Here is a 26,213-nt window from a genome sequence, read left to right on the forward strand (position 1 = left end):
GGTGAACGCACGCCGGGTCGCGGCGGGGGCGGCCGCCGGCATCGCCGGAGGCGCGGCGCTGATCGCCGTCGTCAGCGTGCTGGCCCGCGTGGTCGGCTTCGGCCGCCAGCTGGTCTTCCAGTCCCAGGTCGGCGAGACCCTGCTGGGCAGCGTCTACGCGACCGCGAACGCGATCCCGAACGTCGTCTTCGAGATCGTCGCGGGCGGCGCGCTGGCCGGCGCCGTCGTCCCGCTGCTGGCCGCCGCGGCCGGGCGGGGCGACCACGAACACGTGAAGCAGACGGTGTCGGCGCTGCTCGGCTGGACGCTGGTGCTGCTGGTGCCGGTCGCGCTGCTCGGCGTGCTGGTCGCGGGGCCGTTGATGGAGCTGATGCTCGGCGGCGCCGGCGGCTCGGAGGGGGTCGACGCCGGCCGCTCGATGCTGCTGCTGTTCCTGCCGCAGATCCCGCTGTACGGCATCGCCGTCGTGACCGCCGGGACGTTGCAGGCGCACCGGCGGTTCCTGGCGGCCGCACTCGCCCCGGTGGTGTCCAGCCTGGTCGTGGCCGGGGCCTACGTGACGTTTGGGGCGGTGTTCACCGGCGACCCGAACGAGCTGTCGACGCTGGACCGCCGCGACGAGCTGGTGCTGGCCGGCGGGACGACGCTCGGGGTGCTGGCGCTGGCCCTGGCGACGCTGGTGCCGATGCTGCTGCGGGTGACCGGGGTGCGGCCGACGCTGCGGTTCCCCGACGGCGTCAGGCGGCGGGCGGCGCTGCTGGCCGGCGCCGGGCTGGTGACGCTGGTGGCGCAGCAGCTCGCCTACCTGACGTCGTACCTGATGTCGAACGAGCACGGCGGCACCGGCGGCGCCGTGACGTACCTGAACAGCTGGATGGTGTTCCTGCTGCCGTACGCCGTACTGGCGGTGCCGATCGCGACCGCGGCGTTCCCGCGGCTGTCCGAGCACGCCGAGACGTCGCGGTCGTCGTACGCGGAGGTCCTGGCCCGGTCGACCCGGGCGGTCGTGCTGGTGTCGCTCTTGGGCGCGGCGGTGCTGACGGCGGTCGCGTGGCCGGTGGCCCGGTTCTTCGCGGCGATCGGGGCCGGCGACGCGCCGCCGGAACGCATGGCGTGGGCGCTGGTCGCGTTCGCGCCCGGGCTGGTCGGCTACGGTCTGGTCGCGCACCTGGGCCGGGCGCTCTACGCGCGGGGCCGCGGCAAGACGGCGGCGGCGGCGACGGCGGGCGGCTGGCTGGTGGTCATCGCGCTGGCGTTCGTGTTGTCGTCGTCCGTGGGGGAGGACGGGACGACCGCGGCGCTCGGCGTGGCGCACACGGCGGGCCTGAGCGTGGCCGGCGTGCTGCTGCTGGCTGGGGTCGTGCGCGACTCCGGCGGGGTGGCGCTGGCCGGGATGGCGCGGACGTTCGTGGTGGGCGCGGTGGCGGCCGGCGTGGGCGGGGCGGCCGGCTGGGCGGTGGCGTCGGCGTTCGGCCCGGGGTCGGCGGCGGAGCTGGTCCTCGCCGGCCTGCTGGCCGCGCTGGCCGTGACGGTGGTCGCGGCCGCGCTGGCCTGGCCGGTCCTCCGCGCCGACCTCCGCGCGCTGCTGCGCCGTTGAGATGATCGCCTCATCATGGGGCCGGAGAGAGGAGAGCGATGAGGCTGACGATCGTCGTCGGCATGACGGCGGGGGGCGTCGGCATGCATGTCCGGTCGCTGGTGGAGCGGCTGGGCGGGCTCGGCATCGAGGTCGGTGTGGCCGGCCCGCCGGAGACGCAGGAGCGGTTCGACTTCGCCGGCGCGGGCGCCCGGTTCGCGCCGGTACGCATCGGCAGCGCGCCGAACCCGCCGGCCGACCTCGCGGCCGTGTGGGGGCTGAAGCGGGCCTTCCGCGGCACCGACGTCGTGCACGCGCACGGGTTCCGGGCGGCCGCGCTGTCCGGGCTGGCCCTCGGCCGGCGCCGGGCCGGACGGGTCCCGCTGCTGGCCACCTGGCACAACGCCGTCCTGGCGACGGGGCCGAAGCGGCTGCTGCTGGCCGGGCTGGAGCGGCTGGCGGCGCGCCGGGCCGACGTCACGCTGGGCGTGTCGTCCGACCTCGTCGCCCGGGCCCGCGAGCTCGGCGCGCCCGACGTCCGGCTGGCCCCGGTGGCCGCGCCGCGCGTCCAGCCCGCCAAGCGCGATGCCGGCACCGTCCGGGCCGAGCTCGGTGCGGCGGACCGGCCGCTGCTGCTGGCGGTCAACCGGCTGGCCGAGCAGAAGGGGCTGGACGTGCTGCTGGCGGCCGCCGCCCGCTGGCGCGAGCGCACGCCGTCGCCGCTGGTCGTCGTGGCCGGTGACGGGCCGCTGGAGGACGAGCTGAGCCGGGCCATCGCGGCCGACGACCTGCCGGTGCGGCTGCTCGGCCGGCGCTCCGACGTCCCGGACCTGCTCGGCGCCGCGGACCTCTACGTGCTCACGTCAGTCTGGGAGGGCCGTCCACTCGTCATCCAGGAGGCCATGCAGGTGGGCCTGCCGGTGGTGACGACGGCGGCCGGCGGCGTGCCCGAACTGGTCGGCGACGGCGCGCAGGTCGTGCCCGTCGGCGACGCGGACGCCGTGGCCGGCGCCGTCAGCGCGCTGCTCGACGACCCCCGGAGCCGGGCCGAGCTGGGCGAGCGTGGCCGGAAACGAGCCGCGACCTGGCCCGATGAAGACGACAACGCCCGGCTGGTCGCCGACCTGTGCCGGGACCTGACCGGGCGTTGACGCGCGATTGGTCCGCCCCCGCCAGCCGCGAGTCCGGCGGGGGCGGTGGCCACCACGGGGGAAAGTGGCCGAAGCCAAACGTACCGGATCAAGATCGGCAAGCCACCCCGATCGGAGAAAGATCTCATCAAGTTCTGTGATGGCGAACACCGGCTGCGGCGAGTCGGCCCGGCCTCCGCCCGATGACTGTTAGGCTGGAGGTCCGTGGAGCAAAGGTTCAGCGTTTCGTCGCCGAGCCGCCAGTTGACGGATTGACCACGGGAGCCCCTCTTGGCCTTGCAGCCGACTACCCATGTGTTCGTGACCGGAGGAGTCGCCTCCTCCCTCGGTAAGGGGCTCACCGCCTCGTCGTTGGGGAGCCTGCTCACCGCCCGCGGCTTGCGGGTCACCATGCAGAAGCTCGACCCGTACCTCAACGTCGATCCGGGCACGATGAACCCGTTCCAGCACGGTGAGGTGTTCGTCACCGAGGACGGCGCCGAGACCGACCTCGACGTCGGTCACTACGAACGGTTCCTCGACCGCGACCTCAACAAGTCCGCGAACGTCACCACCGGGCAGGTGTACTCCGACGTCATCGCGAAGGAGCGCCGCGGCGAGTACCTGGGCGACACCGTCCAGGTCATCCCGCACATCACCAACGAGATCAAGGACCGGATGATCTCCATCGGCGAGGGCGACGTCGACGTCGTCATCCACGAGATCGGCGGCACCGTCGGCGACATCGAGTCGCTGCCGTTCCTCGAGGCCGCGCGGCAGGTCCGCCACGACGTCGGCCGCGACCGCTGCTTCTTCCTGCACGTCTCGCTGGTGCCGTACCTCGCGCCGTCGGGCGAGCTGAAGACGAAGCCGACGCAGCACTCCGTCGCCGCGCTGCGCCAGGTCGGCATCACGCCCGACGCCATCGTCTGCCGGTCCGACCGGCCGATCCCGTCGGGCGTGAAGAAGAAGATCTCGCTGATGTGCGACGTCGACGCCGAGGCCGTCGTGGCCGCGGTCGACGCGCCGTCCATCTACGACATCCCGAAAGTGCTGCACAGCGAGGGCCTCGACGCCTACGTCGTCAAGCGGCTCGGGCTGTCCTTCCGCGACGTCGACTGGACGGCGTGGGACGAGCTGCTGCGCCGCGTGCACCACCCGCGCCACGACGTCACCGTCGCGCTGGTCGGCAAGTACGTCGACCTCCCCGACGCGTACCTGTCGGTCACCGAGGCGCTGCGGGCCGGCGGGTTCGCCAACGACGCCAAGGTGCACATCCGCTGGGTGCCGTCCGACGAGTGCGAGACACCCGAGGGCGCGGCGGCCCGGCTGAGCGACGTCGACGGCGTCGTCATCCCGGGCGGGTTCGGCATCCGCGGCATCGAGGGCAAGATCGGCGCCATCCGCTACGCCCGCGAGCACCAGATCCCGACGCTCGGCCTGTGCCTGGGCCTGCAGTGCATGGTCATCGAGTACGCCCGGTCCGAGGCCGGCCTGGTGCAGGCCAGCTCGGCCGAGTTCGACCCCGGCACGCCCGAGCCGGTCATCGCGACCATGGAGGACCAGAAAGGGATCGTCGCCGGCGACGGCGACCTGGGCGGCACCATGCGGCTGGGCTCGTACCCGGCGCTGCTGGAGGAGGGGACGCTGGTCCGCGAGCTGTACGGCGCGAACCGGGTCACCGAGCGGCACCGGCACCGCTACGAGGTGAACAACGAGCACCGCGATCGGCTGGTCAAGGCCGGGCTGGTCGTGTCGGGCACGTCGCCCGGCGGCACGCTGGTCGAGTTCGTCGAGCTGCCCCGCGACGTCCACCCGTACTTCGTCGCCACCCAGGCGCACCCTGAGCTGAAGTCGCGTCCCACCCGCCCGCACCCGCTGTTCATCGGGCTGGTCGCGGCGGCCGTCAGCCGGCAGCAGGAGACGCAGCTCGCGGTCGACGTCGAGCCGGCGGTCGTCTCCTAGCCGGTCGCGGCGCCCGCTTCGCGCGTGAGCCGGTGCCTGACCTCGTCCAGCAGGGCGGGGTCGGGCATCGGCAGCCCGGACAGCGCGCTGAGGTAGAGGCCGTCGCCGACCAGCCGGATGATCTCGGCCGTCACCGGGTCGGCGACGTGCGCGCGCAGGATCTCCGCCCACCGGACGAAGCAGTACATCACCAGCCGCCGGGCCTCTTCGCTGGCGACGTCGTTGGAGCGCAGCGCCGCCAGCAGCGACCAGTAGACGGCGCCGTCGTCCGACGACGGCACGGACGTGCGCAGGAAGAAGTCGACGACGTCGTCCGAGCGCACCGCCTGCTCGAACTCCGCCTCGACCACCTCGGCCAGCCGCCGGGCCAGGCTCGTGATCAGGGCTTCCTTGGTGGGGAAGTGGTAGAGCAGGCCGCCCTTCGACACGCCGGCCTTCTCGGCGACGGACTCCAGCGTCACCGCGTGCAGGCCGGTGTCGACCAGGATGCTCTCGAGCGCGTCGAGGATGCGATCGCGAGAAGAGGGGCGTGGCACGGGGATGAACCTCGATTCTGACGGTGTTACTGTACCGTCTGGACGGTTTAGTTTACCGCGAAGGGGTGTGCGATGACGATGACGGACCAGGGGCGGGTGCTGGCGGGGCCGCGCGAGTGGGGCGCCCTCGTCGTCCTGCTGCTGCCGGTCCTGCTCATCTCGATCGACATGACGGTGCTCAGCTTCGCCGTGCCGCACCTCAGCTCCGACCTCGCGCCGACCGGCACCGAACTGCTGTGGATCGTCGACGTGTACGGCTTCATGATCGCCGGGCTGCTCGTGACCGCCGGCACGCTGGGCGACCGGATCGGCCGGCGCAAGCTGCTGCTGGCCGGCGCGACGGCGTTCGGCGTGGCGTCCGCGCTGGCGGCGTACTCGACGTCGCCGGAGATGCTGATCGTCGCCCGTGGTCTGCTCGGCGTGGCCGGGGCCACGCTGATGCCGTCGACACTGTCGCTCATCCGCAACATCTTCCACGACGTGCGGCAGCGGACGCTCGCGATCGCGATCTGGGCGACGATGTTCTCCGCCGGCGCCGCGCTCGGCCCGATCGTCGGTGGCTGGCTGCTCGAGCACTTCTGGTGGGGCTCGGTGTTCCTGGTCGCGCTGCCGGTGCTGGCGCTGCTGCTGATCTTCGCGCCGTTCCTGGTGCCCGAGTCGAAGGACCCCGCGCCCGGGCGGTACGACCTGCCCAGCGCCGGGCTGTCGCTGGTCTCGCTGCTGCTGGCGGTGTACGGCATCAAGGGGCTGGCCGCGCACGGGCTTGCCCTCGGGTACGGCGCCGCGCTGGTGGCCGGTGTGCTGGTAGGCGTGGCGTTCGTCCGGCGGCAGCGGCAACTGGAGACGCCGCTGCTGGACCTCGCGCTGTTCGAGCGGCCGGCCTTCCGCGCGTCCGTCGTGACGAACCTGCTGACGACGTTCGCGATGATCGGCGCGCTGTTCTTCATGACGCAGTACCTGCAGATCGTGCTGGGCATGGAACCGCTGCGGTCCGGGCTGGTGCTGGTGCCCGGGCTGGCGCTGGCGATCGTGACCGGGCTGGTGGCCGTGCCGCTGATGCGCCGGCTGCCGATGGCGTGGCTGCTGTTCGGCGCGCTGATGGTGGTGGCGGCCGGGTTCGCGCTGATGGTGCTGGCCGGGCGCGGCTACGGCGCCGGGCTGGTGATGGTGGCGTTCGTGCTGGTCGGCGGCGGTGTCGGGCTGGTGCAGACGATCACCAACAACGTCATCATGAGCGCCGTCGACCCGGCCCGGGCCGGTGCCGCGGCGGCCGTGTCGGAGACGGCGTACGAGGTCGGCGGCGGCATGGGTACCGCCGTGCTGGGCAGCCTGCTGACCGCGGTGTATGCGTCGTCGCTCGGCGCGGTGAACGGGGTCGACGGCGCGACGCTGGAGCAGGCGCGCGAGACCCTGGGCGGCGCGGTGGACATCGCCGGGTCGCTGCCCGCGCCGGCGGCGTCGGCGCTGGTCGTGGCCGCCGAGGACGCGTTCACCCGGGCCGTCGAGGTGACCAGTGTCGTCGGCGCGCTGGTGGTCGTGGCGGCGGCCGTCCAGGCGCTGGTCGTGCTGCGGCGTCACCGGACGCCGGTGGGCGTCGGCGCGCACGAGTAACCTGGGCGCTCGTGGGGATTCAGATCGCGCCGAGCGTCCTGTCGTCCGACTTCGCCAACCTGGAGTCCGAGATCGCCCGCCTCGGCGACGCCGACCTCGTGCACGTCGACGTCATGGACAATCATTTCGTCCCCAACCTGACGCTCGGGCTGCCGGTCGTCGAGGCGATCCTGGCCCGCACCGACCGGCCGGTCGACTGCCACCTGATGATCGACGACCCGGACCGGTGGGCGCCCGCATACGCCGAGGCCGGCGCGCACAACGTCACGTTCCACGCCGAGGCGGCCGCCGCGCCGGTCCGGCTGGCCCGTGAGCTGCGCCGGCACGGTGCGCGGGCCGGGGTGGGGCTGCGTCCGGCCACGCCGGTCGAGCCGTGGGCCGACCTGCTGCCCGAGATCGACCTGCTGCTGGTCATGACGGTCGAGCCCGGGTTCGGCGGTCAGGCGTTCCTGGACGTGTGCCTGCCGAAGATCCGGCGGGCGCGCGAGCTGGTGTCCCGGTCCGGCCTGGACGTCTGGATCCAGGTCGACGGGGGAGTGTCGGCCGAGACGATCGAGCGCTGCGCCGACGCCGGCGCCGACGTGTTCGTCGCCGGGTCCGCCGTCTACGGCGCCGAGGACGCCGCGGCCGCCGTCAGCGACCTCCGCGAGCTGGCCGCCAAAGCCGCCCACTAGCCGCGGCCGCCCGCGCGGCGCGGCCGCGGCTCAGCGCGGCCGCCGCGGCCCCCGTTGATCATGGAGAAGGTCGGCTTCCTGGTCGGGCGGGGGCCGACCTTCTCCATGATCAACTCGAGCTGGACGGCGGGTGCTCGGGGTCGGACGGGAGCAGCGGGAGGGTCAGCCGGAACCGGGCGCCGTCGCCGAGCCGCGTCCGTAGCTCGACGTCGCCGCCGTGCGCGCGGGCCAGCGAGCGGGCGATCGACAACCCCAGGCCCGCGCTGGCGCCGCCGGACCGTTCGCGGGAGCTGTTGGCCCGGTAGAACCGGTCGAAGACGCGTTCGGCCTGCTCCGCCGACATGCCCGGGCCCTCGTCGATGACGTCCAGCACGGCCCGGCCGCCGACGGTGCCGACGCCGATCCGGACCGAGCTGCCCGCCGGTGTGTGCGTGACGGCGTTGCCGACGAGGTTCGCGACGACCTGCCGCAGCCGGTTCTCGTCGGCGTCGACCGGAGCGGGTCCCGGTGGACCGACGCCGTCCGGCCCGGTCAGCTCAACCGGCCGCGACGCGTCGAGCGAGCGCAGGTCGTGGCGGGCGTCGCCGGCGAGCGTGCGCAGGTCCATCGGCGCGCGGTCGAGCTGGCCCTCGGGCCCCTCGTCCAGCCGGGCGAGCAGCAGCAGATCCTCCGTCAGCGCCGTCAGCCGCGTGGCCTCGCGGTCGATCCGCAGCATCGCCGCGTCGACGTCGGCCCGCTCGGGCAGCGCGCCCATGCGGTAGAGCTCGGCCGAGCCCTTGATGCCGACCAGCGGCGTGCGCAGCTCGTGGCTGACGTCGGAGAGGAAGGTGCGCATGCGCGCCTCGGCGGCGGCGCGGTCGGCGAACGCGCGTTCCAGCTGGCCGAGCATGGTGTTGAGCGACGCCGCGAGGTGCCCGATCTCCGTGGTGGACGCGCCGATGCCGGGGACGCGCCGGGTCAGGTCGCCGCCGGCGATCGCGGCCGCCGTGTGCTCGATCCGGCGCAACGGCCGCAGCCCCCGGCCGAGCGCGAACCAGCCGATCGCGGTCAGCAGGACCAGCAGCACGGCGCCGCTGACGATGCTGGTGACCCGGAGCCGGTCGATCGTGGCGTCGGCCGTGTCCAGCGGGGCCGCCGCGACCACCGTCCCGTCCCAGCCCGCCGCCGCCACCGAGACCACCCGCCAGCGTCCGTCGCCGTCCGCGGCCGGGAGGTTGACCGGCGTCCCGTCGGCGGGCAGGTCGCCGAGCTCGTCGGTGGGCGGGAGCTCGCCGCTGTCCAGGCCGGACGTGCGCAGGCCGCCGGCCACCGTCCCATCCGCGTCGAGGTAGACCAGGTACGGCGCGCCGATCAGGTCCAGCGCGGCGTCCAGCAGCTCCGGCCGTCCGCCGGTGTCGATCGACTCCGGCGGCCCGCCGGCCGACACGCCCGTCAGGATCGCGGTGAGCGCCGTCAGCTGGTCGTCGATCCGGTTCAGCTGGTAGCGCTCCAGGTTCCCGGCGACGGCCGCGCTGACCAGCGTCAACCCGGCCAGCAACAGCCCCGACGTGAGCAGCAGCAGCCGCGAGCGCAGCGAGAGCCGCCTCACGGGCGGGGCTCCCGCAGCACGTAGCCGACCCCGTGCACCGTCCGGATCAGCTTCGGTTCCCCCACGTCGACCTTGCGGCGCAGGTAGGAGATGTAGGTGTCGACGATGCTGGCGTCGCCGCCGAAGTCGTAGCGCCAGACGCGGTCGAGGATCTGCGCCTTCGACACGACCTGGCCGGCGTTCTCCATCAGGTAGCGCAGCAGCCGGAACTCGGTGGGGGAGACGCGGACGGGCTCACCGTCGCGCGTCACCTGGTGTCCCAGGGCGTCGAGGGTGAGCGGGCCCACCGTCAGCAGGTCGGCGTGGTGGCCGGCGGTGCGGCGCAGGATCGCGCGGATGCGGGCGATCAGCTCGTCCAGGTCGAACGGCTTCGTCACGTAGTCGTCGGCGCCGAGCGACAGTCCCGTCACCTTGTCGGCCTGGCCGTCGCGGGCGGTGAGGAACAGCACCGGCACCGGCCCTCGGCGGTCGCCGGGAAGTTCGCGCAGCCGGCGGACCACCTCGAAGCCGTCCATGTCAGGCAACATCACGTCGAGCAGCACCAGGTCCGGCGGTTCCGCTGCCGCCGTCTCGACGGCCTCAGCCCCGGTGGCGGCCGACGACACGCCGAAGCCGGCGAACCGGAGCGCCGCCGAGAGCAGTTCCCGGACCGTCGCCTCGTCGTCGACCACGAGCAGCCGCTGGGACGTCATGGCCGGGCCCGGTCCTTCCACGGTCGCCAGGATACGGAAGCCAGGCTCCGGAACGTGCCGACCAGGACGATCCCGGCGACGCCCGCCGCGGCTCCCGCCGCCAGCCCCGTCCCGAGCGCGGTCAGCGGGTCGGCCGCCAGACGCGCGTCGAGGAGCGACAACCCGCCCACCCCCAGGTCGACGGTCACCCGTGCCAGCACCGCCATCGTGGCCAGCCCCGCCCCGACGACGAGCGCCACCCCGCCGACGACCGTCAGCCGGTTTCTGCTGGTCGGCCGGTGGGTGCGGCTCGCCGCGATCACACCGAGGCCGAGCAGGGCCGCGGCCGACACCCACATCAGCGGCCCACCCGGGGCGATCGGCTCGGCGCCGTCCAGCACGCAGCCGAGCACGCCGTCCGCCTGGACGGTCAACGGCACGCCGAGCCCGATCGGCAATGCGCCGACCACCGCGAGCGGCAGCACCAGCACCACCCCGCCCACCGCCGCGGCGCTGCCCGACGCCCCGGCCGCGGCCAGCGCGGCGACCACGACCCCGGCGACCGGCCATCCGATGGCGCGCCTGTCCCGGGTCGCGCCGTTGAACCGCTGCGCCGGCCAGCACATGGCGAGGACGATCAGCGCTCCGGTCGCCCCGGCCACCGCCGCCGAGCCGCCGGCGACCGACACGCCGACGTCCAGCGTGCCGCCGGATCCACTCCCGCCGAACGGGATCCCGCCGCCGTCCGGACAACCGTCCGCCGCCGATACCTGGCCGGCCTCCGCGCCCGCCGCTGTCGCTGCGTCGTCGGGCAGCCGGACCGTCACGTTCCCGCTGGCCAGGTGCGCCACCGCGACCAGCCCGGCCGCCACCGCCACCGTCGCGGCGGCGCCGCGCAGGCCGAGCCCGTCCCGGCCGCGCCGCGCCAGCAGCGCGCCCAACACCGTCGCGCCCACCAGCGTGACCCCGAGCGGCATCGCCTCGACGCCGGCGCTCAGCGGAATCGGGACGTCACCCGGTGCGGTGGCGTCGAGCGTCGCCGGTCCGCCCGCGGCCAGCGCGACGACGGCCGCCGTCAGCGCGCCCAGGTCGCCGGCCTCGTCGGCGCCGAGCAGGACCAGCCCGGCCGCGGCGACACCCGCCATCGCGAGCAGGGCCGCCGCGGCCGCGACCAGGCCCGCGCCGACGTCGCGGGGCCGCACCGCCGTGCGCTTCACACGTCGCGGCGGCGGAAGACGACGAACGCCGCGACCAGCACCGCGGCCACGCCCAGGCACATCCCGCCCAGGTTCAGCCAGGGGTTGGGGTACTCGGGGTCCGGCACGGTCGTGAAGATCGCGGCCGCACCGCGCGTCGGCCAGACGTCGATCAGGCCCTCCAGCCACGACGGGAACAGGCCGGCGAGCGCGGGCACCAGGAAGACGATCCCCACGAGCGTGGCCAGCGCTCCCGCCGTCGCCCGCATGATCGTGCCGAGACCGGCCGCGAGCAGCGCGATCGCCGTCAGGTAGAGCCCGCCACCGGCGACCGCGGAGAGTACGCCCGGATCGCCGAGCGTCGCGGACGGCACGTCCTGCGCGCTGAGGAGCGCCTGGCCGAGCAGGAACGATGCGAGCATCAGCACCTGACCGGCCACGACGGCGACGGCGGCGGCCACGACCACCTTCGCGGCCAGCAGCCGATGCCGGCGCGGCGTCGCCATCAGCGACGTCTGCATGAGGCCGGTGGCGTACTCGGACGTCACGATCAGGATGCCGAGCACGCCGATGATCAGCTGGGCGACGATGTACGTCGTCAGGCTGAGGCCGGTCGGATCCCACGCCGCCCGCTCCGCCGCGGTCGCGTTCGCGTAGTCGGTTCCGGCCGAGCTCATCGCGAGGGCCGTGACGCCGAGGCCGATCACGAACAGGCAGGCCAGCGTCGACCACGTGGAGCGCAGGCTGCGGAGCTTGACCCACTCCGCGCGGAGGGTGTCCGCGAAGGTCACCGTGTGCGTGGTCGCGAGCGTGCTCATGACATCAGTCGGTCGGCTCATGCGGCGTTTCCTCCCTCGCTCCATTCGGCGAGCGGTCTCGACCGACGACTCGGCGAGGCCTCCGGCCCCGCGTCGCCGTCGGTGCCGCATGAGCCTCCCTGGGCCGCCACCCCCTGGTACTCGATGCTGTCCCTGGTCAGCTCCATGAAGGCGTCCTCGAGCGAGGCCCGCTGCGGGGCGAGCTCGCTGAGCGCGACGCCGTGGAAGGCGGCGAGCGCGCCGATGTCGTCGCTGCTCAGGCCGGACACGACCAGCGACGACTCGAGCCCTTCGCGGACGGTGGCCCCGGCGGCGGTCAGCCGCAGCGCGAACGCGTCCGGCTCCCGTGTGCGGACGAGGACCGTGCCCTCGCCGTTGGCGCGCAGGAACTCGCTCATGCCGGTGTCCGCGATGAGCCGGCCCCGGCCGATGACGACCAGGTGGTCGGCGCTCTGCGCCATCTCGCTCATCAGATGGCTGGAGACCAGCACGGACCGGCCCTCGCGGGCGAGAGTGCGCATCAGGTCACGGATCCAGCGGATGCCCTCAGGGTCGAGGCCGTTGACCGGCTCGTCGAAGATCAGCGTCTGCGGGTCGCCGAGCAGCGTCGCCGCGATGCCGAGCCGCTGCCGCATACCCAGCGAGAACCCGCCGGCCCGCTTGCCGGCGACGCCGTCGAGCCCGGTCCGCGCGAGGACCTCGTCGACCCGGCGGCGGGGGAGCCCGTTGCTCACCGCGAGGGCCAGCAGGTGGTCGCGGGCGGTCCGGCCACCATGGACGGCGCCGGCGTCCAGCAGTGCGCCGACCGTGGTCAACGGCACGGGCAGGTCACGGTACCGGCGGCCGCCGATGGTCACGGAGCCTCGCGTCGGCATGGCCAGTCCCACGATCATCTTCATCGTGGTCGACTTGCCGGCGCCGTTCGGGCCGAGGAATCCGGTCACCTGACCGGGCTCGACGATGAACGACACGTCGTCCACGGCGGTGTCGGGTCCGTAGCGTTTGGTCAGCCCGTTCACTTCGATCGTCGTCATGAGCCGATCGTGATCGGCCGATCCGGGCGGTTCCGCAGAGGTTCTGGGAGAACCCTGTGAGTCCGGTGGGTGCAGGTGCCTGGTGGCGCGGTGTCCGGGCGCTCGTGGCGGCCGGACTCACAGGAAACCCTGTCCTCGAGCGTGCTCCGTCACGCCGCAGAGGGGTGGACGGTTAGCCCGCGAATTAGCCCGCAGGTGATCGAGTTCGCCGGGCAAACTTGCCCGGAAACGGGCAACCGCCGGGCTGACGCTTCGAGGCGACAACGGGCATTCGGGCTGCTTAGCGTGGTGTGAGTCGCGGATCGTCCGCGCGCCGCCGCCAGGTGTGGATCACCCAGGAGCCGTCATGAACGCTGCCGAGTTGCCTCCCCTCGTTCCCGGGCCGCGCGGCTATCGAACGTCCGATCTGCACGGGCTGCCGGCCGGGCCGCACTACGAGCTCATCGACGGCTGCGTCATCGCGTCGCCTCCGCCCAGCGCCGCTGAGACAGGGCTTTGGCGGTGGCTGGCGAACGCCTTCGAGATCGCGAACCGGGGGAGTCCGTTCGTTGTCGATCGCGGCCAGCCGGTGCGCATCAGCGAGTACGACGAGGTTCGGCCGGACGTCGTGGTGGCCCACGTGTCGATGGCCGAGACGACACCGATTCCGGTCGAGGCGTTGATGCTCGTGGTGGAGGTGGTCTCGCCGAGTTCGGCCCTTCGCGACATCATGCTCAAGCGTGTGCTGTACGCGCAGGCCGGTGTGCCCGCGTACTGGACCGTCATCCCACGGCCAGACCCACCCGGCCTCCTGATCACGGAGCTGCGCCGCGACGACGCGACCAGCATGTACGTCGAACGGACCCCAGCGACGTCCAGGTCGTTCAGCACCGATCACCCCTGGCGCGTCACCATCGATGTCGAGGCATTGGCCTCGCACGGGGCGGCCTCGACGTCGTGGGCGGACGGGCATTGGGAGGTGCGCTGAGGGCGGGAACGGGGCTTCGTTTCCGGCAGCCGCCCAGGTGCGGGACGGCGCATCCGGTGGTGGGCGCCCTCAGCCTGCACCCCTCGTGTTCGGTCGGCGTGAGAGCGGCCCGTGAGCACCCGGTCGGCGCACAGGTGCGTGGCATCGCGGCAGGATCGGTGCCGGCATGAGCAGCTGGGTTGCCTATGTCGACGAGTCGATCCGGACCACCGACGGCGTGTATGTACTCGCCGCCGTCATCCTCGAGGAGCCGGACTGCGCGGATGCCCGCGCTCGCGTGAACGGGTTGTCGCAGCGCGGGCTGCCGTTCCACTGGCGCCTGGAGCTCGCCCCGCGGCGGCAGACGGCCGTCGAGTTGGTCGCCGACCTGGCGTCGCTGCACCTCGTCGTCATCGGCGCGCCCGTGAATCCACGCCGCCAGGAGCGGGCGAGGCGGCAGTGCATGGAGTCGTTGCTGTTCCACCTCCAGGCCGCCGGTGTGGCCCAGGTCTGGCTGGAGGCACGCAACACCGCCGCGGACCGGCGCGACATCGACGCCGTCGACAGGTTCCGCTCACGGCGGGTCATCGGCCACTCGATCCGGATCGATCACGACCAGCCCAGCAGAGAGCCGTTGCTGTGGCTGGCCGACATCGTCGCCGGGACGGTGAGCGCCGCCGAGGGTGGCGAACCGGCCTACCGCGACGTGATCGCCCCAATGCTGACCGACTACCGCATCCAGCTCGACTGAGATCCAGGGTCGTTGAAAGCGCGGAGCCGAGGTCCCGGTGTACCCCGGGGATCCTCGGCCCACTTCCGACCGCTGCGCAGCGGTCGACTTCGGTACCGAGCTTACGCGACCGCAGAGACGAATGCATACACGCGACGCGGACGCGCGCGAGCCGGCCGCCGCGCATGAGGTTGAAGCTCCGACCCCCACGGCGGGGAATGCGTTCGGCGCAGCGGCGGTTACCCTTGTCGAGACACGATGCGTGCTCCGGGGTCGGTGAAAGTCCGAACCGGCGGTGACAGTCCGCGACCCGGTCGGCGTCCGCAGCAGCGGGCGACGAACGGTTGACTCGGTGGAACTCCGAGACCGACGGTGAAAGTCCGGATGGGAGGCAGCACGCGCGGCCGTCTTGGCTGGTCGCGCCCTTGTGCGCGTCCGTAGAGCCGAGCCGGTCGTCAGTGGCGCATCCGCGCCCGCCCCGGAGCTCGCCCGACGAGGCGAGGAGGGGCCGGTGGCGAGTCCAGCGGAACTGGCGGCCATGCGTCGCGCCATCGAGCTGTCCCTCAACGGCGCCTCCACCACACCCCCGAACCCCGACGTCGGCTGCGTCATCCTCGACGCGACCGGCGCGACGGTGGGCGAGGGCTGGCACGAGCACGCCGGAGGGCCGCACGCAGAGGTCAACGCGCTGGTCGAGGCGGGCGAGCGCGCCCGCGGCGGCACCGCCGTCGTCACGCTGGAGCCGTGCGACCACACCGGGCGCACCGGTCCTTGTACGCAGGCGCTGATCGCGGCCGGCGTGGCCCGAGTGGTCGTCGCTGTCGCCGATCCGAACCCGGTCGCGGCCGGGGGAGCGGCGACGCTGCGGGCGGGCGGGGTCGACGTCGAGGTGGGCGTGCTGAGCGACGAGGCGGCCACGGCGAACGCGCGCTGGCTCACGCCGTTCCGCACTCACCGGCCGTTCGTTGTCTGGAAGTTCGCCGCCACGCTCGACGGGCGCAGCGCGGCCGCCGACGGGACGAGTCGCTGGATCACCGGCGCTGAAGCCCGCGCCGACGTGCACCGGCTGCGGGCCGCGGTCGACACCGTCATCGTCGGGTCGGGGACCGTGCGTGCGGACGATCCGCAGCTCACCGCCCGGCTCGACGGGGAGGCGGCAGACGTCGGCGGCGCCAGCTCGAGGGCCGGCGGCCGGGTCGTGGACCAGCCGCTGCGCGTCGTGGTCGACAGCGCCGGGACGACGCCGGCGACGGCGCGGGTGAGGGACGGCCGGGCGGAGACGTGGATCGCGACGGCGGACGAGGTCGGCGCGACGCCGGACGGCAGGGTCGACCTGGCGAGACTTCTCGACCGGCTCTACGCGCGCGGCCGCCGCTACGTCCTGCTCGAAGGCGGGCCGACGCTGGCCGGGGCGTTCTGGCGAGCGGGTCTGATCGACCGGGTGGTCGGCTACGTCGCACCCGCACTGCTCGGCGCCGGTCCGGCGGCGCTGGCCGACGCCGGCGTGAACACCATCGACGCCGCGATCAGGCTCGATGTCGCCGACGTCCGGATGGTCGGCCCCGATCTGCGCATCACCGCGACTCCGCAAGTCAACAGAAAGGCGTGAGGCAATGTTCACCGGGATCATTGAGGAACTTGGAGAACTGGTCCGAACGGAGGGCGACGCCGACGACGGGCGGCTCACGGTCCGCGGCCCGAAGGTCGCCGAGGACGCCGTGCACGGCGCATCGATCGCCGTCGACGGCGTCTGCCTGACCGTCACCGCGGTCGACGGCGACACGTTCACCGTCGACGTCATGCGCGAGACGTTCGACCGCAGCACCCTGGCGAAACTGAGCAAGGGCGACGCGGTCAACCTCGAGCGGGCGGTGCGGGCGAGCGACCGGCTCGGCGGCCACATCGTCCAGGGCCACGTCGACGGCGTCGGCACCCTGGTCTCGCGCACGCCGGGCAGCCGCTGGGAGGTCGTCCGCATCGAGGCGCCCGCGGCCCTGCTGCGCTACGTCGCGGAGAAGGGATCGATCGCCGTCGATGGCGTGTCGTTGACGGTGTCCGGGCTCGGCGCCGACTGGTTCGAGGTCAGCCTGATCCCGACCACGCTCGAGCTGACGACCCTCGGCCGCCGGCAGCCCGGCGACGGGGTGAACCTGGAGGTGGACGTGGTCGCGAAGTACGTGGAGCGGCTCCTGGCGAGCGGCGCGACGGGGACGACGGGGGCGAGCGCATGACCGTGCACCTGGACAGCGTCGAACGGGCGATCGCCGACATCGCGGCCGGAAAGGCCGTCGTGGTCGTCGACGACGAGAACCGCGAGAACGAGGGCGACCTGGTCTTCGCGGCCGCCCGGGCCACGCCTGAGCTGATGGGCTTCATGATCCGGCACACGTCCGGCGTGGTCTGCGTGCCGATGTTGGGCACCGAGCTGGACCGGCTCAAGCTGCCGCCGATGACGTTCGTCAACGAGGACCGGAAGGGCACCGCCTACTCGGTCTCCGTCGACGCCCGCGACGGCATCGACACCGGCATCTCCGCCGCCGACCGCGCGCACACGGTGCGGGTGCTGGCCGACTCCGCCACCGAGGCGTACGAGCTGACCCGGCCCGGCCACGTGTTCCCGCTGCGCGCCAAGGAGGGCGGCGTGCTGCGCCGGCCCGGGCACACCGAGGCGTCCGTCGACCTCGCACAGCTCGCCGGCCTGTCGCCGGCCGCCGCCATCTGCGAGGTGGTGCACGACGACGGGTCGATGATGCGGGCGCCGGCGCTGCGCGAGTTCGCCGACGAGCACGGGCTGGCGATGATCTCCATCGCCGACCTCATCCGGTACCGGCGGCGCACCGAGCGGCAGGTCGAGCGGGTCGCGACGACCCGGCTGCCGACGGCGCACGGGACCTTCACGGCGCACGCCTACCGCGACGTCCTCGACGGGAGCGAGCACGTCGCCATGGTCATGGGCGACGTGACGGCGGACGACGCCGGCGACGACGCGGTGCTGGTCAGGCTGCATTCCGAGTGCCTGACGGGCGACGCGTTCGGCTCGCTGCGCTGCGACTGCGGCCCGCAGTTGCGCGCCGCGCTGGACCTGGTCGCCGGGGCCGGGCGCGGCGTCGTCGTGTACCTACGCGGGCACGAGGGCCGCGGCATCGGGCTGGCCCACAAGCTACAGGCCTACGAGCTGCAGGACGGCGGGCTGGACACCGTCGACGCCAACGTCGAGCTGGGCCTGCCGGCCGACGCCCGCGACTACGGCACCGGCGCGCAGATCCTCGCCGACCTCGGCGTGCGCACCATCGCGCTGATGACGAACAACCCGGCGAAGCTGACCGGCGTCGAGGGATACGGCCTCAAGCTGGCCGAACGGGTCGCGCTGCCGGTCGCCGTCAACCCCGAGAACCTGCGGTACCTGACGACGAAGCGGGACCGCATGGGGCACGATCTGCGCGATCTGCCAGGCTCTGGGGAACCCGTGGAACGAGAGGACACCGGACGATGAGTGGTCAGGGCGCGCCCCAGTTGCAAGTGGGCAAGGTGGGCGACCTCCGGGTCGCGGTCGTCGCGTCGCTGTGGCACCAGCAGGTCATGGACGGGCTGGTCGCCGGGGCGCAGCGCGCGCTGGACGAGGCCGGGGTGCACGACCCGCTGATCCTGCGGGTGCCGGGCTCCTTCGAGCTGCCGGTGGTCGCGGCGCGGCTGGCCAGGGCGAACTACGAGGCGGTCGTCGCGCTCGGGGTCGTGGTGCGGGGCGAGACGCCGCACTTCGACTACGTCTGCCAGGCCGCGACCGACGGGCTGACCAGGGTCGCGGTCGACACCGGGGTGCCGATCGGCTTCGGCGTCCTGACCTGCGACGACGAGGAGCAGGCGCTGGCCCGCGCGGGGCTGCCCGGGTCCAAGGAGGACAAGGGGTACGACGCGACGCAGGCCGCGCTGGCCACGGTCGTGGCGCTGCGCAACTGCTACGCGTAGACGACGGCGCATGCGGGCCGGTGTGTCCGGCTCGTGAACCAGCGCGGCGGCGAGGGGTCACGTATCCGTACCCTTGTGCGACGTGAAGAGTTTCGAGGACCTCTGGGTCGAGCTGTCGGCGAAGGTGGAGTCCGGTGCGCCCGGCTCCGGAACCGTCGAGGCGGTCCGCCATGGGGTCCATCACGTCGGCAAGAAGGTCGTGGAAGAGGCCGCCGAGGCATGGATGGCGGCCGAGCACGAGAGCACCGAGCGGGCGGCTGAGGAGATCTCCCAGCTGCTCTACCACGTGCAGGTGCTCATGCTGGCCCGCGGCATCACCCTCGCCGACGTCTACAGCAAACTCTGAGAGGCTCTTTCCGATGACGCTTCGCATCGCCGTGCCCAACAAGGGCTCGTTGTCCGGCCCGGCCGCCGAGATGATGCGCGAGGCCGGCTACCGGCAGCGCGCCGACGGCGGCCGTGAGCTGGTGCTGCGCGACCCCGACAACGACGTCGAGTTCTTCTACCTGCGCCCGCGCGACATCGCCGTCTACGTCGGCGCCGGCACGGTCGACGCCGGCATCACGGGGCGCGACCTGCTGCTCGACTCCGGCGCGTCGGCCGAGGAGCTGCTGGCGCTCGGCTTCGGCGGCTCGACGTTCCACTTCGCGGCGCGGCCCGGCACCGCCGAGAAGGTGTCCGACTTCGCCGGCCTGCGGGTCGCGACGTCCTACGCCGGCCTGCTCCGCGACTACCTGGCCGAACGCGGCGTCGACGCGTCGGTGGTGCGGCTCGACGGCGCCGTCGAGACAGCCGTCCAGCTGGGCGTCGCCGACGTCATCGCCGACGTCGTCGAGACCGGCACGACGCTGCGTCAGGCCGGCCTGGAGATCCTCGGCGAGCCGATCCTGCGGTCCGAGGCGGTGCTCATCGCCCGCGCCGACGACGAGCGCCCGGCCGCCATCGACCTGCTGCTGCGCCGGCTCAACGGCGTCATGGTCGCCCGCGGCTACGTGATGATGGACTACGACATCCGCGCCGACCGCGTCGACGAGGCCAGCGCGCTCACGCCGGGGCTGGAGTCGCCGACGGTGTCGCCGCTGCACCGCGAGGGCTGGGTCGCCGTCCGGGCCATGGTGCCGCGGGCCGACGCGCAGCGCGTGATGGACGACCTGTGGGCGGTCGGCGCGCGGGCCATCCTGGTCACCGAGATCCTGGCCTGCCGCATCTGACTGCAACCCGATCCGTCGCCCACTTCGTGTAGAGGATGAGCAGCACTCGACCCTGATGACGGAGGCGGGCCCATGCCGGCGATCGACGAGGGCCCGTACGGCGAGTACGTTGCGGCCCGTCGGCGCGCACTGTTGCGAACCGCGTTCCTGCTGACGGGCGACTGGCACGCCGCGGAGGATCTGGTCCAGGAGACGCTGACCAAACTGTACGTCTCCTGGCGCCGGATCCGCCGCCGCGACGACCTCGACGGATATGCGCGCAAGACGCTGCTCAACGCCTACATCGACAGCACCCGCCGGCCCTGGCGGCGCGAGCACGCCGTCGACACCGTCCCGGACGGCACCGGAGTGGGCGACCCCGCGGAAGGGTCCGATCCGCAGGCCCGGAACAGGCTGCTGACGGCGCTGGCCGCCGTACCGCCACGGCAGCGGGCCGTCCTCGTGCTGCGGTTCTGGGAGGACCTCTCGGTGGAGCAGGTCGCCGGCTTGCTCGGCTGCAGCACCGGCAACGTCAAGAGCCAGTCCTCGCGCGGCCTGGACAAGTTGCGCGAGTTGCTCGGGCCCCAGGAGTTCGCGATGGTCGAGGAGCAGCGATGACCGATAGGACTCTCAAGGAGATGTTCCGAGAAGCTCTGGCGGGCGAGCCGGCCGACGACGGTCCCGTGCACGAGGACATCGCACGCGGCCGGTCCCGCCGTAGGCGAGCCGTACGGCGGCGCGCCGCGGGCGGTGTCGTCGCGGTCGCCGCGGTCGCCGCCGGGCTGCTCGTGCCGTCGCTGGCCGACAACACCGACCTGGAGGGCCAGGTGCGCCAGCCGACCACGTCGGTCGACCGCCGCGGCCACGTCGCGCCCGATGTGTCCGGCGACCCGTTGCGGCTGGCCATCTGGGCGGCCGTCGACGCTGCACTCCCGGAGGATGTGCGGTTGCGGCCGGGGACGTCGGTCGTCGCCGACGGGCACGGACCCGGGCTCCGGCTGGACCTGGAACGGGGGGACGTCGGCTTCGAGCTGAGGGTGCTGCTGCAGAACGCGCCGCCGGACCTGCCGGGCTACCAGCTGTGCGACGAGTACCTGCCGCTGTTCGGGGACGAGTGGGCGGACGCCACAGGGTGCGAGACCGGCCTCGACGAGGAGGGCCGGTGGCGGGGCGTGGAGGCGGGGGCCGACGACGGCCTGCTGTTCCTGGAGGGCGACCCGGCGAGCGTCACCGTGATCTGGCAGGGAACCTCGTTGAGCCACCCGCCGGACGAGCCCCCAGTGATGACAGCTGGGCCGATGATCCCCGATGTGCCGTGGTTCGGCGTCGCGGAGGCGGACGCCGTCGCCGACGCAGTGTGGGCGGCCGCCGCCCAGTACGACCCTGCCGAGCTGGCCAGTGGGATCGATCTGGAGGCGACCGCGGGCGCCGGCTGGCCGGCGATCGAGGCGGTTCTGGAGGAGCAGTTCGGTCCGCTGACGGTCGTCGATCCGGTGGACGGCGACATCGTGACCAGCGTCGACGGGGTGCAAGTGCAGGCCGGCATGATCACGGCTGACTACCGCACCGCCGACGGCGCCGAGGTCGAGGTGATCATCTGGCAGCGGAATCGTCCGTACGAGCTGCTCTGCCTCGACGTCTATCACATCTGCGAAACCATGCCGGAGCTGTACATCCACATCGGCGACGGGCCGGTAGGCCCGGACTCGACCAGGCGCGTCGGGCAGCGGGGCTCCGTGCGAGTCCAGGTGAACTCCACGCACCGCGGCCTCGAGATGCCGGTCTCGCGCTCGGTGGCCGGCATCATGCCGCTGCTGTCCCTGATCGGCTGACGGGTCAGCCGGCGGTGACCCGGACGTCGTCGCCGAGGGAGATGCGGCCGGTGCCGTCGGGGACGAGGTTCATGCCGAACCACACCTTGCCGTCCCAGCGGCGGTGCCGGGCCAGGGTGCGCAGCGGCTCCTTGCCGCGCTGCTGCGTGTCGGGGTGGACCGTGGTGAGGACGCAGCGGTCGCACAGCTTGACCGCGCGGAACGCGACGTCGCCGATGCGCAGCTTGCACCAGGTGTCCTCGGCGAACGGGTCGGCGCTGTCGACGACGACGCTGGGACGGAACCGGCGCATCGGCAGTGGCTCGGCCGGCGGCTCCTCGCCGCGCAGCAGCGCCTCCTCGACGATCCAGTCGTTGAGCCGGTCCAGCGACCCCGTGGTGGTGAGCAGCAGCGGATACGCGTCGGCGAAGGAGACGCGGTCGGCGGGCAGGCCGTAGGCGGGGTTGACCGGCCGGCGGGTGGGGTCGTCGAGCCAGACGAGGCGGACGTCCTGGTCGAGCAGCTTGCCGAACCAGGCGTCGGCGGCCGCGCTGGGCCGGACGGCGTCCAGGGTGTTCTTCCAGATCTGCACCGGGACGTACTCGCGCGCGGCCGTCGCGTCGACCTCGAGCGGCGCTGCGTGCGCGCTCTCCAGCCGGATGCGGCCGCGCTCCAGCGGAGTGACGGTGACGCCGAGCAGCGCCGGCCGGACCCGCGCGGTGACGACGTAGCCGGCGTCGTCGACGACCATCCAGCGGCGGTCGTCGGCCAGCCCCCAGAGCTCGACCTCGGCGGACGTCTGAGCCCGGCCCCGGGTCGACTTGACGGGGTAGATGTTCAGCTCGACGACGCGCACAGTTCCAACGCTATCCCCTGGATGTCGTCGCGCCGGGCATGGCCCTAGCCACGGTCACCCTGGCTCGGCGGCTGGCACCGACGATGTCGAGGAGGCCTCCGGCCCCCTCTCACCGCCGGTCTGCCCGGCGCTCCTGGGCCGAGATCGGAGCCCGGCTCCTCCTCCGTTTCGGCGACCACGTCCCGTAGGGGATCGTGCGGGACGGGCGACGCGGTGTCGATGCGCAGGTCGGCGCGGTCGCGGGTGCGCTCGGCGGCGAACAGGGCGTCCTCCTGACGGGCCCAGCGCTCCCAGTGCGGCCGGAACGCGTCGCCGTCGCGGTCGAGACCGCGAGCCATACGCACGTCGTGCGGCGCCTCGACCCACAGCAGCAGCGCGAGGTACGGCGCTCCGGGCGTCGAACCGCTGCCACACCCCTCGACGACGAGGATCGGCGCGGCCGGGACGTCCACCCAGCCGGCCCAGCGGTCGGCGTGCCAGTCCCACCGCCGGTACCGCGCCGGCCGGCCCTCGGCCAGCGGCGCCAGCACCTGCGACGCGACGGCGGCGGCGGCCTGCGCGAGCCCGTCCCAGCCCGGGTAGAGGTCGTCCATGTGCACGACCGGGGCGTCGTCCAGCCGCGACGCGAGCCGCGCGGCCAGCGTCGTCTTCCCCGAACCCGCAGGCCCGTCGACGGCGACCACGGTCGTCGAACCGGCCCGGGGCGCGGCGGCGCGGATCCGAGCCGCCAGGGCGTCGTAGCTGAAGAGCACTAGAGGAATGTCTTGCCGTCTCCGCGGTAGGTGGCGATGGTGTCGACCAGCCGCTCGCCGCGCACCAGGTAGTACTGGTCGAACCGCTCGGACAGCTCGCCGGCCTTGGCGTGCCGGAACCAGACGCGGTCGCCGATGGCGAGGTCGTCGGCGGGGGAGCCGAGCAGCGGGGTCTGCGCCTCGCCGGCGCCCTCGTCCTTGTCGAGGGTGAGGCCCTCGGGCAGCCACGGCACCGGCAGGCGGTCGTCGCCGGCGGCGCCGCTGGCGATGTAGCCGCCGCCCGCGACGGTGACGATGCCCGGGCCGGGCCGGCGCACGACCGGCACCGCGAAGAACGCCGCCGGCCGCGGCGAGAAGCTCGTGTAGCCGTCGAACAGCCGCGGCGCCAGCAGCCCGGACCCGGCCGTCACCTCCGTGATCGACACGTCGGACGCCGTGCGCTCGACCGACCCGCTGCCGCCGCCGTTGACGAACTCGAGCTCGGCGATGCGGCGGACCGCCTCGACGGCCGCGACGCGCCGTTCGGACAGCTCCGCCCACGACCGCTTCTGCATGGAGCGCACCATGCGGCCGCGCCAGCCGCGCCCGGGCGGGGCGTCCTGGACACCGGCGATCTGCGACTCGTAGCCCATGACGCCGACCAGCCGGAACCCCGGCCGCGACTGCACCGCGTGCGCGAGCCGGACGAGGTCGTCGACGGAGTGCAGCGGCGACCGCTTCGCGCCGACCCGCAGCCGGCCGCCCATCGGCCGCCAGGACAGGTCGAGGTCGAGGCAGACGCGGATCTCGACCCGGCCGTCGGACGGCGCCACCGCGTCGACGAGGTCGAGCTGGGCGACGTCGTCGACCATCAGCGTGATGCCGGCGGCCAGCTCGTCGTCGCCGGCCAGCCGGGCCAGGCCGCGGCGGTCGGCGGTGGGATAGCCGACGACGACGTCGGAGCTGAGCTCGGTGCCCACCAGCCACAGCGCCTCGGACAGCGTCAGCGCCAGCACGCCGTGGAAGCCGTCGCGGCCCAGCACGTCGCGCAGCAGCGCCCGGCTGCGCAGCGACTTGCTGGCGACGCGGATGGGCTTGCCGGCCGCGCGCCTGACCAGGTCGGCGGCGTTGACGTCCCACGCCTCGAGGTCGATGGCGGCGAGCGGCGCCTCGAACCCGGCCGTGGCCGTGTTGAGCCGATGCCGCAGGTCGGCGCGCGAGCTGGCGACCGGCGGCGCCGGCTCCGGGGTGGCGGGAGGCGGCGGGACGTCGGGCACGGCTGCGTCGGCATCGGTATCGGGCACGGTGATCTCCACAGCGAATCCTTACCAGATCGGGACGATCGTGGCCATGGGGCCATGGCGGGCAATCGGCGGGCGGACCCCATCCTGCTGCAAGGTACTAGAGCACTTAGGCTTGCGTGGATGGCGAGGACCCTCGTGCTGATCCGGCACGCCAAGGCCGAGCACCTGCATGACCGCGGCGACCGCGACGACCACGGCCGCGCGCTGGCCGGCCAGGGCCGCCGCGACGCGCCGGCAATCGGCCGCTGGCTGCGGGCGCAGGAGGTGCCGGTGCAGGTGGCGGTGGTGTCGAGCGCCCAGCGGACGCAGCAGACGTACCGACTGCTGGCCGCCGAGCTGCCCGGTGCGCCGGACCCGGTCGTCACCGACGACGTCTACTACGCGTCGGCCGGCGACCTGCTCGAGATCATCCGGGCGCTGCCCGCGGAGGCGGAGTCGGCGCTGGTCGTCGGGCACAACCCGAGCATCGGCATGCTGGCCAACGCGCTCGACGACGGCGGCTCGGCGGTCGAGGACACCACGCGTATGCGGGCCGGCTTCCCGACCGCGTCGGCCGCGGTGTTCACCGTCGACGGCGACTGGACGGCGGTCGACCCGGGCGCGCTCCGGCTGGTCGGCTACACCGTCGCCCGGGGATGACACCTCAGCGCACCGGCGGGGCGGGCGTCGGGGTGCCGTCGGCGGCGTCGGCGGCCTCGATGTCGTCGCGGCTGATACCGAGCAGGTAGAGGATCGCGTCGAGGTACGGGACGCTGACGGCGGTGTCGGCGGCGCTGCGGACGATCGGCTTGGCGTTGAACGCGACGCCCAGCCCGGCGGCGGCGATCATGTCGAGGTCGTTGGCGCCGTCGCCGACCGCGATGGTCTGCGACAGCGGGATGCCCTCGGCGGCGGCGAACCGGGCCAGCGCGGCGGCCTTGCCCGGCCGGTCCAGGATCGGACCGACCAGCCCGCCCGTCAGCACGTCGCCGGCGATCTCCAGCGTGTTGGCGGCGGCGTAGTCGATGCCGAGTTCGTCGGCCAGCGGGTCGGTGATCTGCGAGAACCCGCCGCTGACGATCGCGCACTTGTAGTCCAGGCGCTTCAGCGTGCGCACCAGCGTCCGCGCGCCGGGGGTCAGCTCGACCGCCGCGCGCACCTCGGCGACGGCCGACGCGGGCAGCCCGGCGAGCAGCCGGACCCGCTCGCGCAGCGACGCCGCGAAGTCCAGCTCGCCGGCCATCGCCCGCGACGTCACCGACGCGACCTGGTCGAGCACCCCGGCCTTCTCGGCCAGCATCTCGATCACCTCGCCCTGCACGAGCGTGGAGTCGACGTCCATGACGACCAGCCGCTTGGCCCGGCGCAGCAGCCCGGACGGCTGGACGGCGACGTCGGCGCCCTCGGCCAGCGCGACGGCGGCGAGGTCGGCCCGCAGCCGGGCGGGGTCGGCGCCGGACACCTCGAACTCGATCGACGTGACCGGGTACGACGCCAGCCGCACGATGCGGTCGATGTTCGCGCCGGCCTTCGCGACCGCGTCGGTCAGGGCGGCGACGGCGCCGGGCCGCAGTGGGAAGCCGAGGACGGTGATGTGCGCCCGCCCCGGCGGACGGCGGCGGTCGCCGCGCCCGGGCTCCAGCTCGACCTCGACGCCGAGCTGCTCGCCCAGCGACGTCAGCGACCGGCGCAGCACGTCGTCGGAGGCGGCGGGCGACGGGTTCAGCAGCACCGCCAGCACCAGCCGGCCGCGGACGGTGACCTGTTCGACGTCGAGCACCTCGACGTCGTGTGCGGACAGCGCCGCGAACAGCTGCGCGGTCAGGCCCGGCCGGTCGCGCCCGGTGAGGGTGACCAGCAGGGTGGTGGCGGGGGGTTCCGGTGGCAGGCTCATCGCAAGC

The 26,213-nt window shown here is 73.5% G+C and carries 26 protein-coding genes and 1 riboswitch; of the genes, 16 read left to right on the forward strand and 10 right to left on the reverse strand.

The window, feature by feature from the left end:
- Window position 1 precedes the first annotated feature (1 nt).
- The 3 genes from murJ to BLV05_RS18335 all read left to right on the forward strand — a co-directional run bounded on the left by murJ (window position 2) and on the right by BLV05_RS18335 (window position 4,671).
- Window positions 2-1,597 carry a murein biosynthesis integral membrane protein MurJ gene (gene murJ, locus BLV05_RS18325; RefSeq protein ID WP_046772326.1) on the forward strand — a complete coding sequence of 532 codons (1,596 nt, stop codon included), beginning with the start codon at window positions 2-4 and terminating at the stop codon, window positions 1,595-1,597.
- A 38-nt stretch (window positions 1,598-1,635) separates the two neighbouring features.
- Window positions 1,636-2,727, forward strand: coding sequence for a glycosyltransferase family 4 protein (locus BLV05_RS18330; RefSeq protein WP_046772327.1), 1,092 nt, complete (start codon window positions 1,636-1,638; stop codon window positions 2,725-2,727).
- Window positions 2,728-3,021: 294 nt separating this feature from the next.
- Window positions 3,022-4,671, forward strand: a complete 1,650-nt coding sequence (locus BLV05_RS18335) for a CTP synthase (protein WP_082155776.1) — start codon at window positions 3,022-3,024, stop codon at window positions 4,669-4,671.
- On the opposite strand, the gene BLV05_RS18340 is transcribed toward BLV05_RS18335, so the two are convergent.
- Window positions 4,668-5,207 carry a TetR/AcrR family transcriptional regulator gene (locus BLV05_RS18340; protein ID WP_046772329.1) on the reverse strand — a complete coding sequence of 180 codons (540 nt, stop codon included), beginning with the start codon at window positions 5,205-5,207 and terminating at the stop codon, window positions 4,668-4,670. The two genes, BLV05_RS18335 and BLV05_RS18340, sit on opposite strands and share 4 nt — an antisense overlap.
- Window positions 5,208-5,279: 72 nt before the next feature.
- Here BLV05_RS18340 and BLV05_RS18345 point away from each other — a divergent pair, with 72 nt between their 5' ends.
- Together BLV05_RS18345 and rpe are read left to right on the forward strand one after the other, a co-directional pair.
- The gene (locus tag BLV05_RS18345; RefSeq protein WP_231948552.1) at window positions 5,280-6,818 is read left to right on the forward strand and encodes an MFS transporter; all 1,539 of its coding nucleotides are present in this window, start codon (window positions 5,280-5,282) and stop codon (window positions 6,816-6,818) included.
- An 11-nt stretch (window positions 6,819-6,829) separates the two neighbouring features.
- On the forward strand, window positions 6,830-7,492 hold the full coding sequence (gene rpe, locus BLV05_RS18350) for a ribulose-phosphate 3-epimerase (RefSeq protein ID WP_046772330.1): 663 nt from the start codon (window positions 6,830-6,832) through the stop codon (window positions 7,490-7,492).
- A gap of 109 nt (window positions 7,493-7,601) precedes the next feature.
- Here rpe and BLV05_RS18355 read toward each other — a convergent pair whose 3' ends face one another.
- From BLV05_RS18355 to BLV05_RS18375, 5 genes are read right to left on the reverse strand one after another with little or no spacing between them, the layout of a single operon-like run.
- A complete protein-coding gene (locus BLV05_RS18355) occupies window positions 7,602-9,080 on the reverse strand; it encodes a HAMP domain-containing sensor histidine kinase (RefSeq protein ID WP_046772331.1) in 1,479 nt (492 codons plus the stop codon).
- Window positions 9,077-9,772 carry a response regulator transcription factor gene (locus BLV05_RS18360; protein ID WP_046772332.1) on the reverse strand — a complete coding sequence of 232 codons (696 nt, stop codon included), beginning with the start codon at window positions 9,770-9,772 and terminating at the stop codon, window positions 9,077-9,079. The genes BLV05_RS18355 and BLV05_RS18360 overlap by 4 nt, the downstream gene beginning before the upstream one ends.
- Entirely contained in the window at window positions 9,769-10,968 is a 1,200-nt protein-coding gene (locus tag BLV05_RS18365) for a streptophobe family protein (protein ID WP_052763097.1), read from the reverse strand. The genes BLV05_RS18360 and BLV05_RS18365 overlap by 4 nt, the downstream gene beginning before the upstream one ends.
- Complete coding sequence (locus BLV05_RS18370) at window positions 10,965-11,786, reverse strand: ABC transporter permease subunit (RefSeq protein WP_197683193.1); 822 nt, start codon at window positions 11,784-11,786, stop codon at window positions 10,965-10,967. The genes BLV05_RS18365 and BLV05_RS18370 overlap by 4 nt, the downstream gene beginning before the upstream one ends.
- Window positions 11,783-12,799, reverse strand: a complete 1,017-nt coding sequence (locus BLV05_RS18375) for an ABC transporter ATP-binding protein (RefSeq protein ID WP_082155777.1) — start codon at window positions 12,797-12,799, stop codon at window positions 11,783-11,785. Before BLV05_RS18375 ends, BLV05_RS18370 begins: the two co-directional genes overlap by 4 nt.
- A 346-nt stretch (window positions 12,800-13,145) precedes the next feature.
- Between BLV05_RS18375 and BLV05_RS18380 the strand changes: the two genes are divergently transcribed.
- From BLV05_RS18380 to BLV05_RS18425, 10 genes are all read left to right on the forward strand, one after another.
- Window positions 13,146-13,766 carry a Uma2 family endonuclease gene (locus tag BLV05_RS18380; protein ID WP_052763098.1) on the forward strand — a complete coding sequence of 207 codons (621 nt, stop codon included), beginning with the start codon at window positions 13,146-13,148 and terminating at the stop codon, window positions 13,764-13,766.
- A gap of 166 nt (window positions 13,767-13,932) precedes the next feature.
- Window positions 13,933-14,496: a DUF3800 domain-containing protein gene (locus BLV05_RS18385; RefSeq protein ID WP_052763099.1), complete on the forward strand. Its 564-nt coding sequence runs from the start codon at window positions 13,933-13,935 to the stop codon at window positions 14,494-14,496.
- A gap of 237 nt (window positions 14,497-14,733) precedes the next feature.
- A riboswitch (FMN riboswitch) is annotated at window positions 14,734-14,877 on the forward strand.
- Between the two features lie 136 nt (window positions 14,878-15,013).
- Window positions 15,014-16,084 carry a bifunctional diaminohydroxyphosphoribosylaminopyrimidine deaminase/5-amino-6-(5-phosphoribosylamino)uracil reductase RibD gene (gene ribD / locus BLV05_RS18390; RefSeq protein WP_172860804.1) on the forward strand — a complete coding sequence of 357 codons (1,071 nt, stop codon included), beginning with the start codon at window positions 15,014-15,016 and terminating at the stop codon, window positions 16,082-16,084.
- Between the two features lie 4 nt (window positions 16,085-16,088).
- Window positions 16,089-16,706 (forward strand): riboflavin synthase, encoded by a 618-nt coding sequence (locus BLV05_RS18395; protein ID WP_046772335.1) that lies wholly within the window; start codon window positions 16,089-16,091, stop codon window positions 16,704-16,706.
- A complete protein-coding gene (locus BLV05_RS18400) occupies window positions 16,703-17,968 on the forward strand; it encodes a bifunctional 3,4-dihydroxy-2-butanone-4-phosphate synthase/GTP cyclohydrolase II (RefSeq protein ID WP_046772336.1) in 1,266 nt (421 codons plus the stop codon). The genes BLV05_RS18395 and BLV05_RS18400 overlap by 4 nt, the downstream gene beginning before the upstream one ends.
- A complete protein-coding gene (gene ribH / locus BLV05_RS18405; RefSeq protein ID WP_046772337.1) occupies window positions 17,965-18,441 on the forward strand; it encodes a 6,7-dimethyl-8-ribityllumazine synthase in 477 nt (158 codons plus the stop codon). The genes BLV05_RS18400 and ribH overlap by 4 nt, the downstream gene beginning before the upstream one ends.
- A gap of 82 nt (window positions 18,442-18,523) precedes the next feature.
- Window positions 18,524-18,787, forward strand: coding sequence for a phosphoribosyl-ATP diphosphatase (locus BLV05_RS18410; RefSeq protein WP_046772338.1), 264 nt, complete (start codon window positions 18,524-18,526; stop codon window positions 18,785-18,787).
- A gap of 13 nt (window positions 18,788-18,800) precedes the next feature.
- Window positions 18,801-19,652 carry an ATP phosphoribosyltransferase gene (gene hisG / locus BLV05_RS18415; protein ID WP_046772339.1) on the forward strand — a complete coding sequence of 284 codons (852 nt, stop codon included), beginning with the start codon at window positions 18,801-18,803 and terminating at the stop codon, window positions 19,650-19,652.
- 72 nt (window positions 19,653-19,724) lie between these two features.
- A complete protein-coding gene (locus BLV05_RS18420) occupies window positions 19,725-20,249 on the forward strand; it encodes a SigE family RNA polymerase sigma factor (protein ID WP_046772340.1) in 525 nt (174 codons plus the stop codon).
- Window positions 20,246-21,463: a hypothetical protein gene (locus BLV05_RS18425; protein ID WP_152691077.1), complete on the forward strand. Its 1,218-nt coding sequence runs from the start codon at window positions 20,246-20,248 to the stop codon at window positions 21,461-21,463. Before BLV05_RS18420 ends, BLV05_RS18425 begins: the two co-directional genes overlap by 4 nt.
- 4 nt (window positions 21,464-21,467) lie before the next feature.
- On the opposite strand, the gene BLV05_RS18430 is transcribed toward BLV05_RS18425, so the two are convergent.
- Genes BLV05_RS18430 through BLV05_RS18440 form a run of 3 tightly spaced genes read right to left on the reverse strand, consistent with a single transcriptional unit; the run spans window position 21,468 to window position 24,306 of the window.
- Window positions 21,468-22,298 carry an MOSC domain-containing protein gene (locus tag BLV05_RS18430; RefSeq protein WP_046772342.1) on the reverse strand — a complete coding sequence of 277 codons (831 nt, stop codon included), beginning with the start codon at window positions 22,296-22,298 and terminating at the stop codon, window positions 21,468-21,470.
- A 44-nt stretch (window positions 22,299-22,342) separates the two neighbouring features.
- Complete coding sequence (locus BLV05_RS18435) at window positions 22,343-23,050, reverse strand: nucleoside/nucleotide kinase family protein (RefSeq protein WP_063932644.1); 708 nt, start codon at window positions 23,048-23,050, stop codon at window positions 22,343-22,345.
- Complete coding sequence (locus BLV05_RS18440; RefSeq protein ID WP_046772378.1) at window positions 23,050-24,306, reverse strand: amino acid deaminase/aldolase; 1,257 nt, start codon at window positions 24,304-24,306, stop codon at window positions 23,050-23,052. The genes BLV05_RS18435 and BLV05_RS18440 overlap by 1 nt, the downstream gene beginning before the upstream one ends.
- Before the next feature lie 147 nt (window positions 24,307-24,453).
- Here BLV05_RS18440 and BLV05_RS18445 point away from each other — a divergent pair, with 147 nt between their 5' ends.
- Entirely contained in the window at window positions 24,454-24,972 is a 519-nt protein-coding gene (locus tag BLV05_RS18445; RefSeq protein ID WP_046772343.1) for a SixA phosphatase family protein, read from the forward strand.
- Window positions 24,973-24,976: 4 nt separating this feature from the next.
- Here the strand turns inward: BLV05_RS18445 and serB are convergent, their stop codons facing one another.
- A complete protein-coding gene (gene serB, locus BLV05_RS18450; RefSeq protein ID WP_046772344.1) occupies window positions 24,977-26,206 on the reverse strand; it encodes a phosphoserine phosphatase SerB in 1,230 nt (409 codons plus the stop codon).
- Window positions 26,207-26,213: the final 7 nt, after the last annotated feature.

The organism is Jiangella alkaliphila, assembly GCF_900105925.1.
Classification (GTDB): domain Bacteria; phylum Actinomycetota; class Actinomycetes; order Jiangellales; family Jiangellaceae; genus Jiangella; species Jiangella alkaliphila.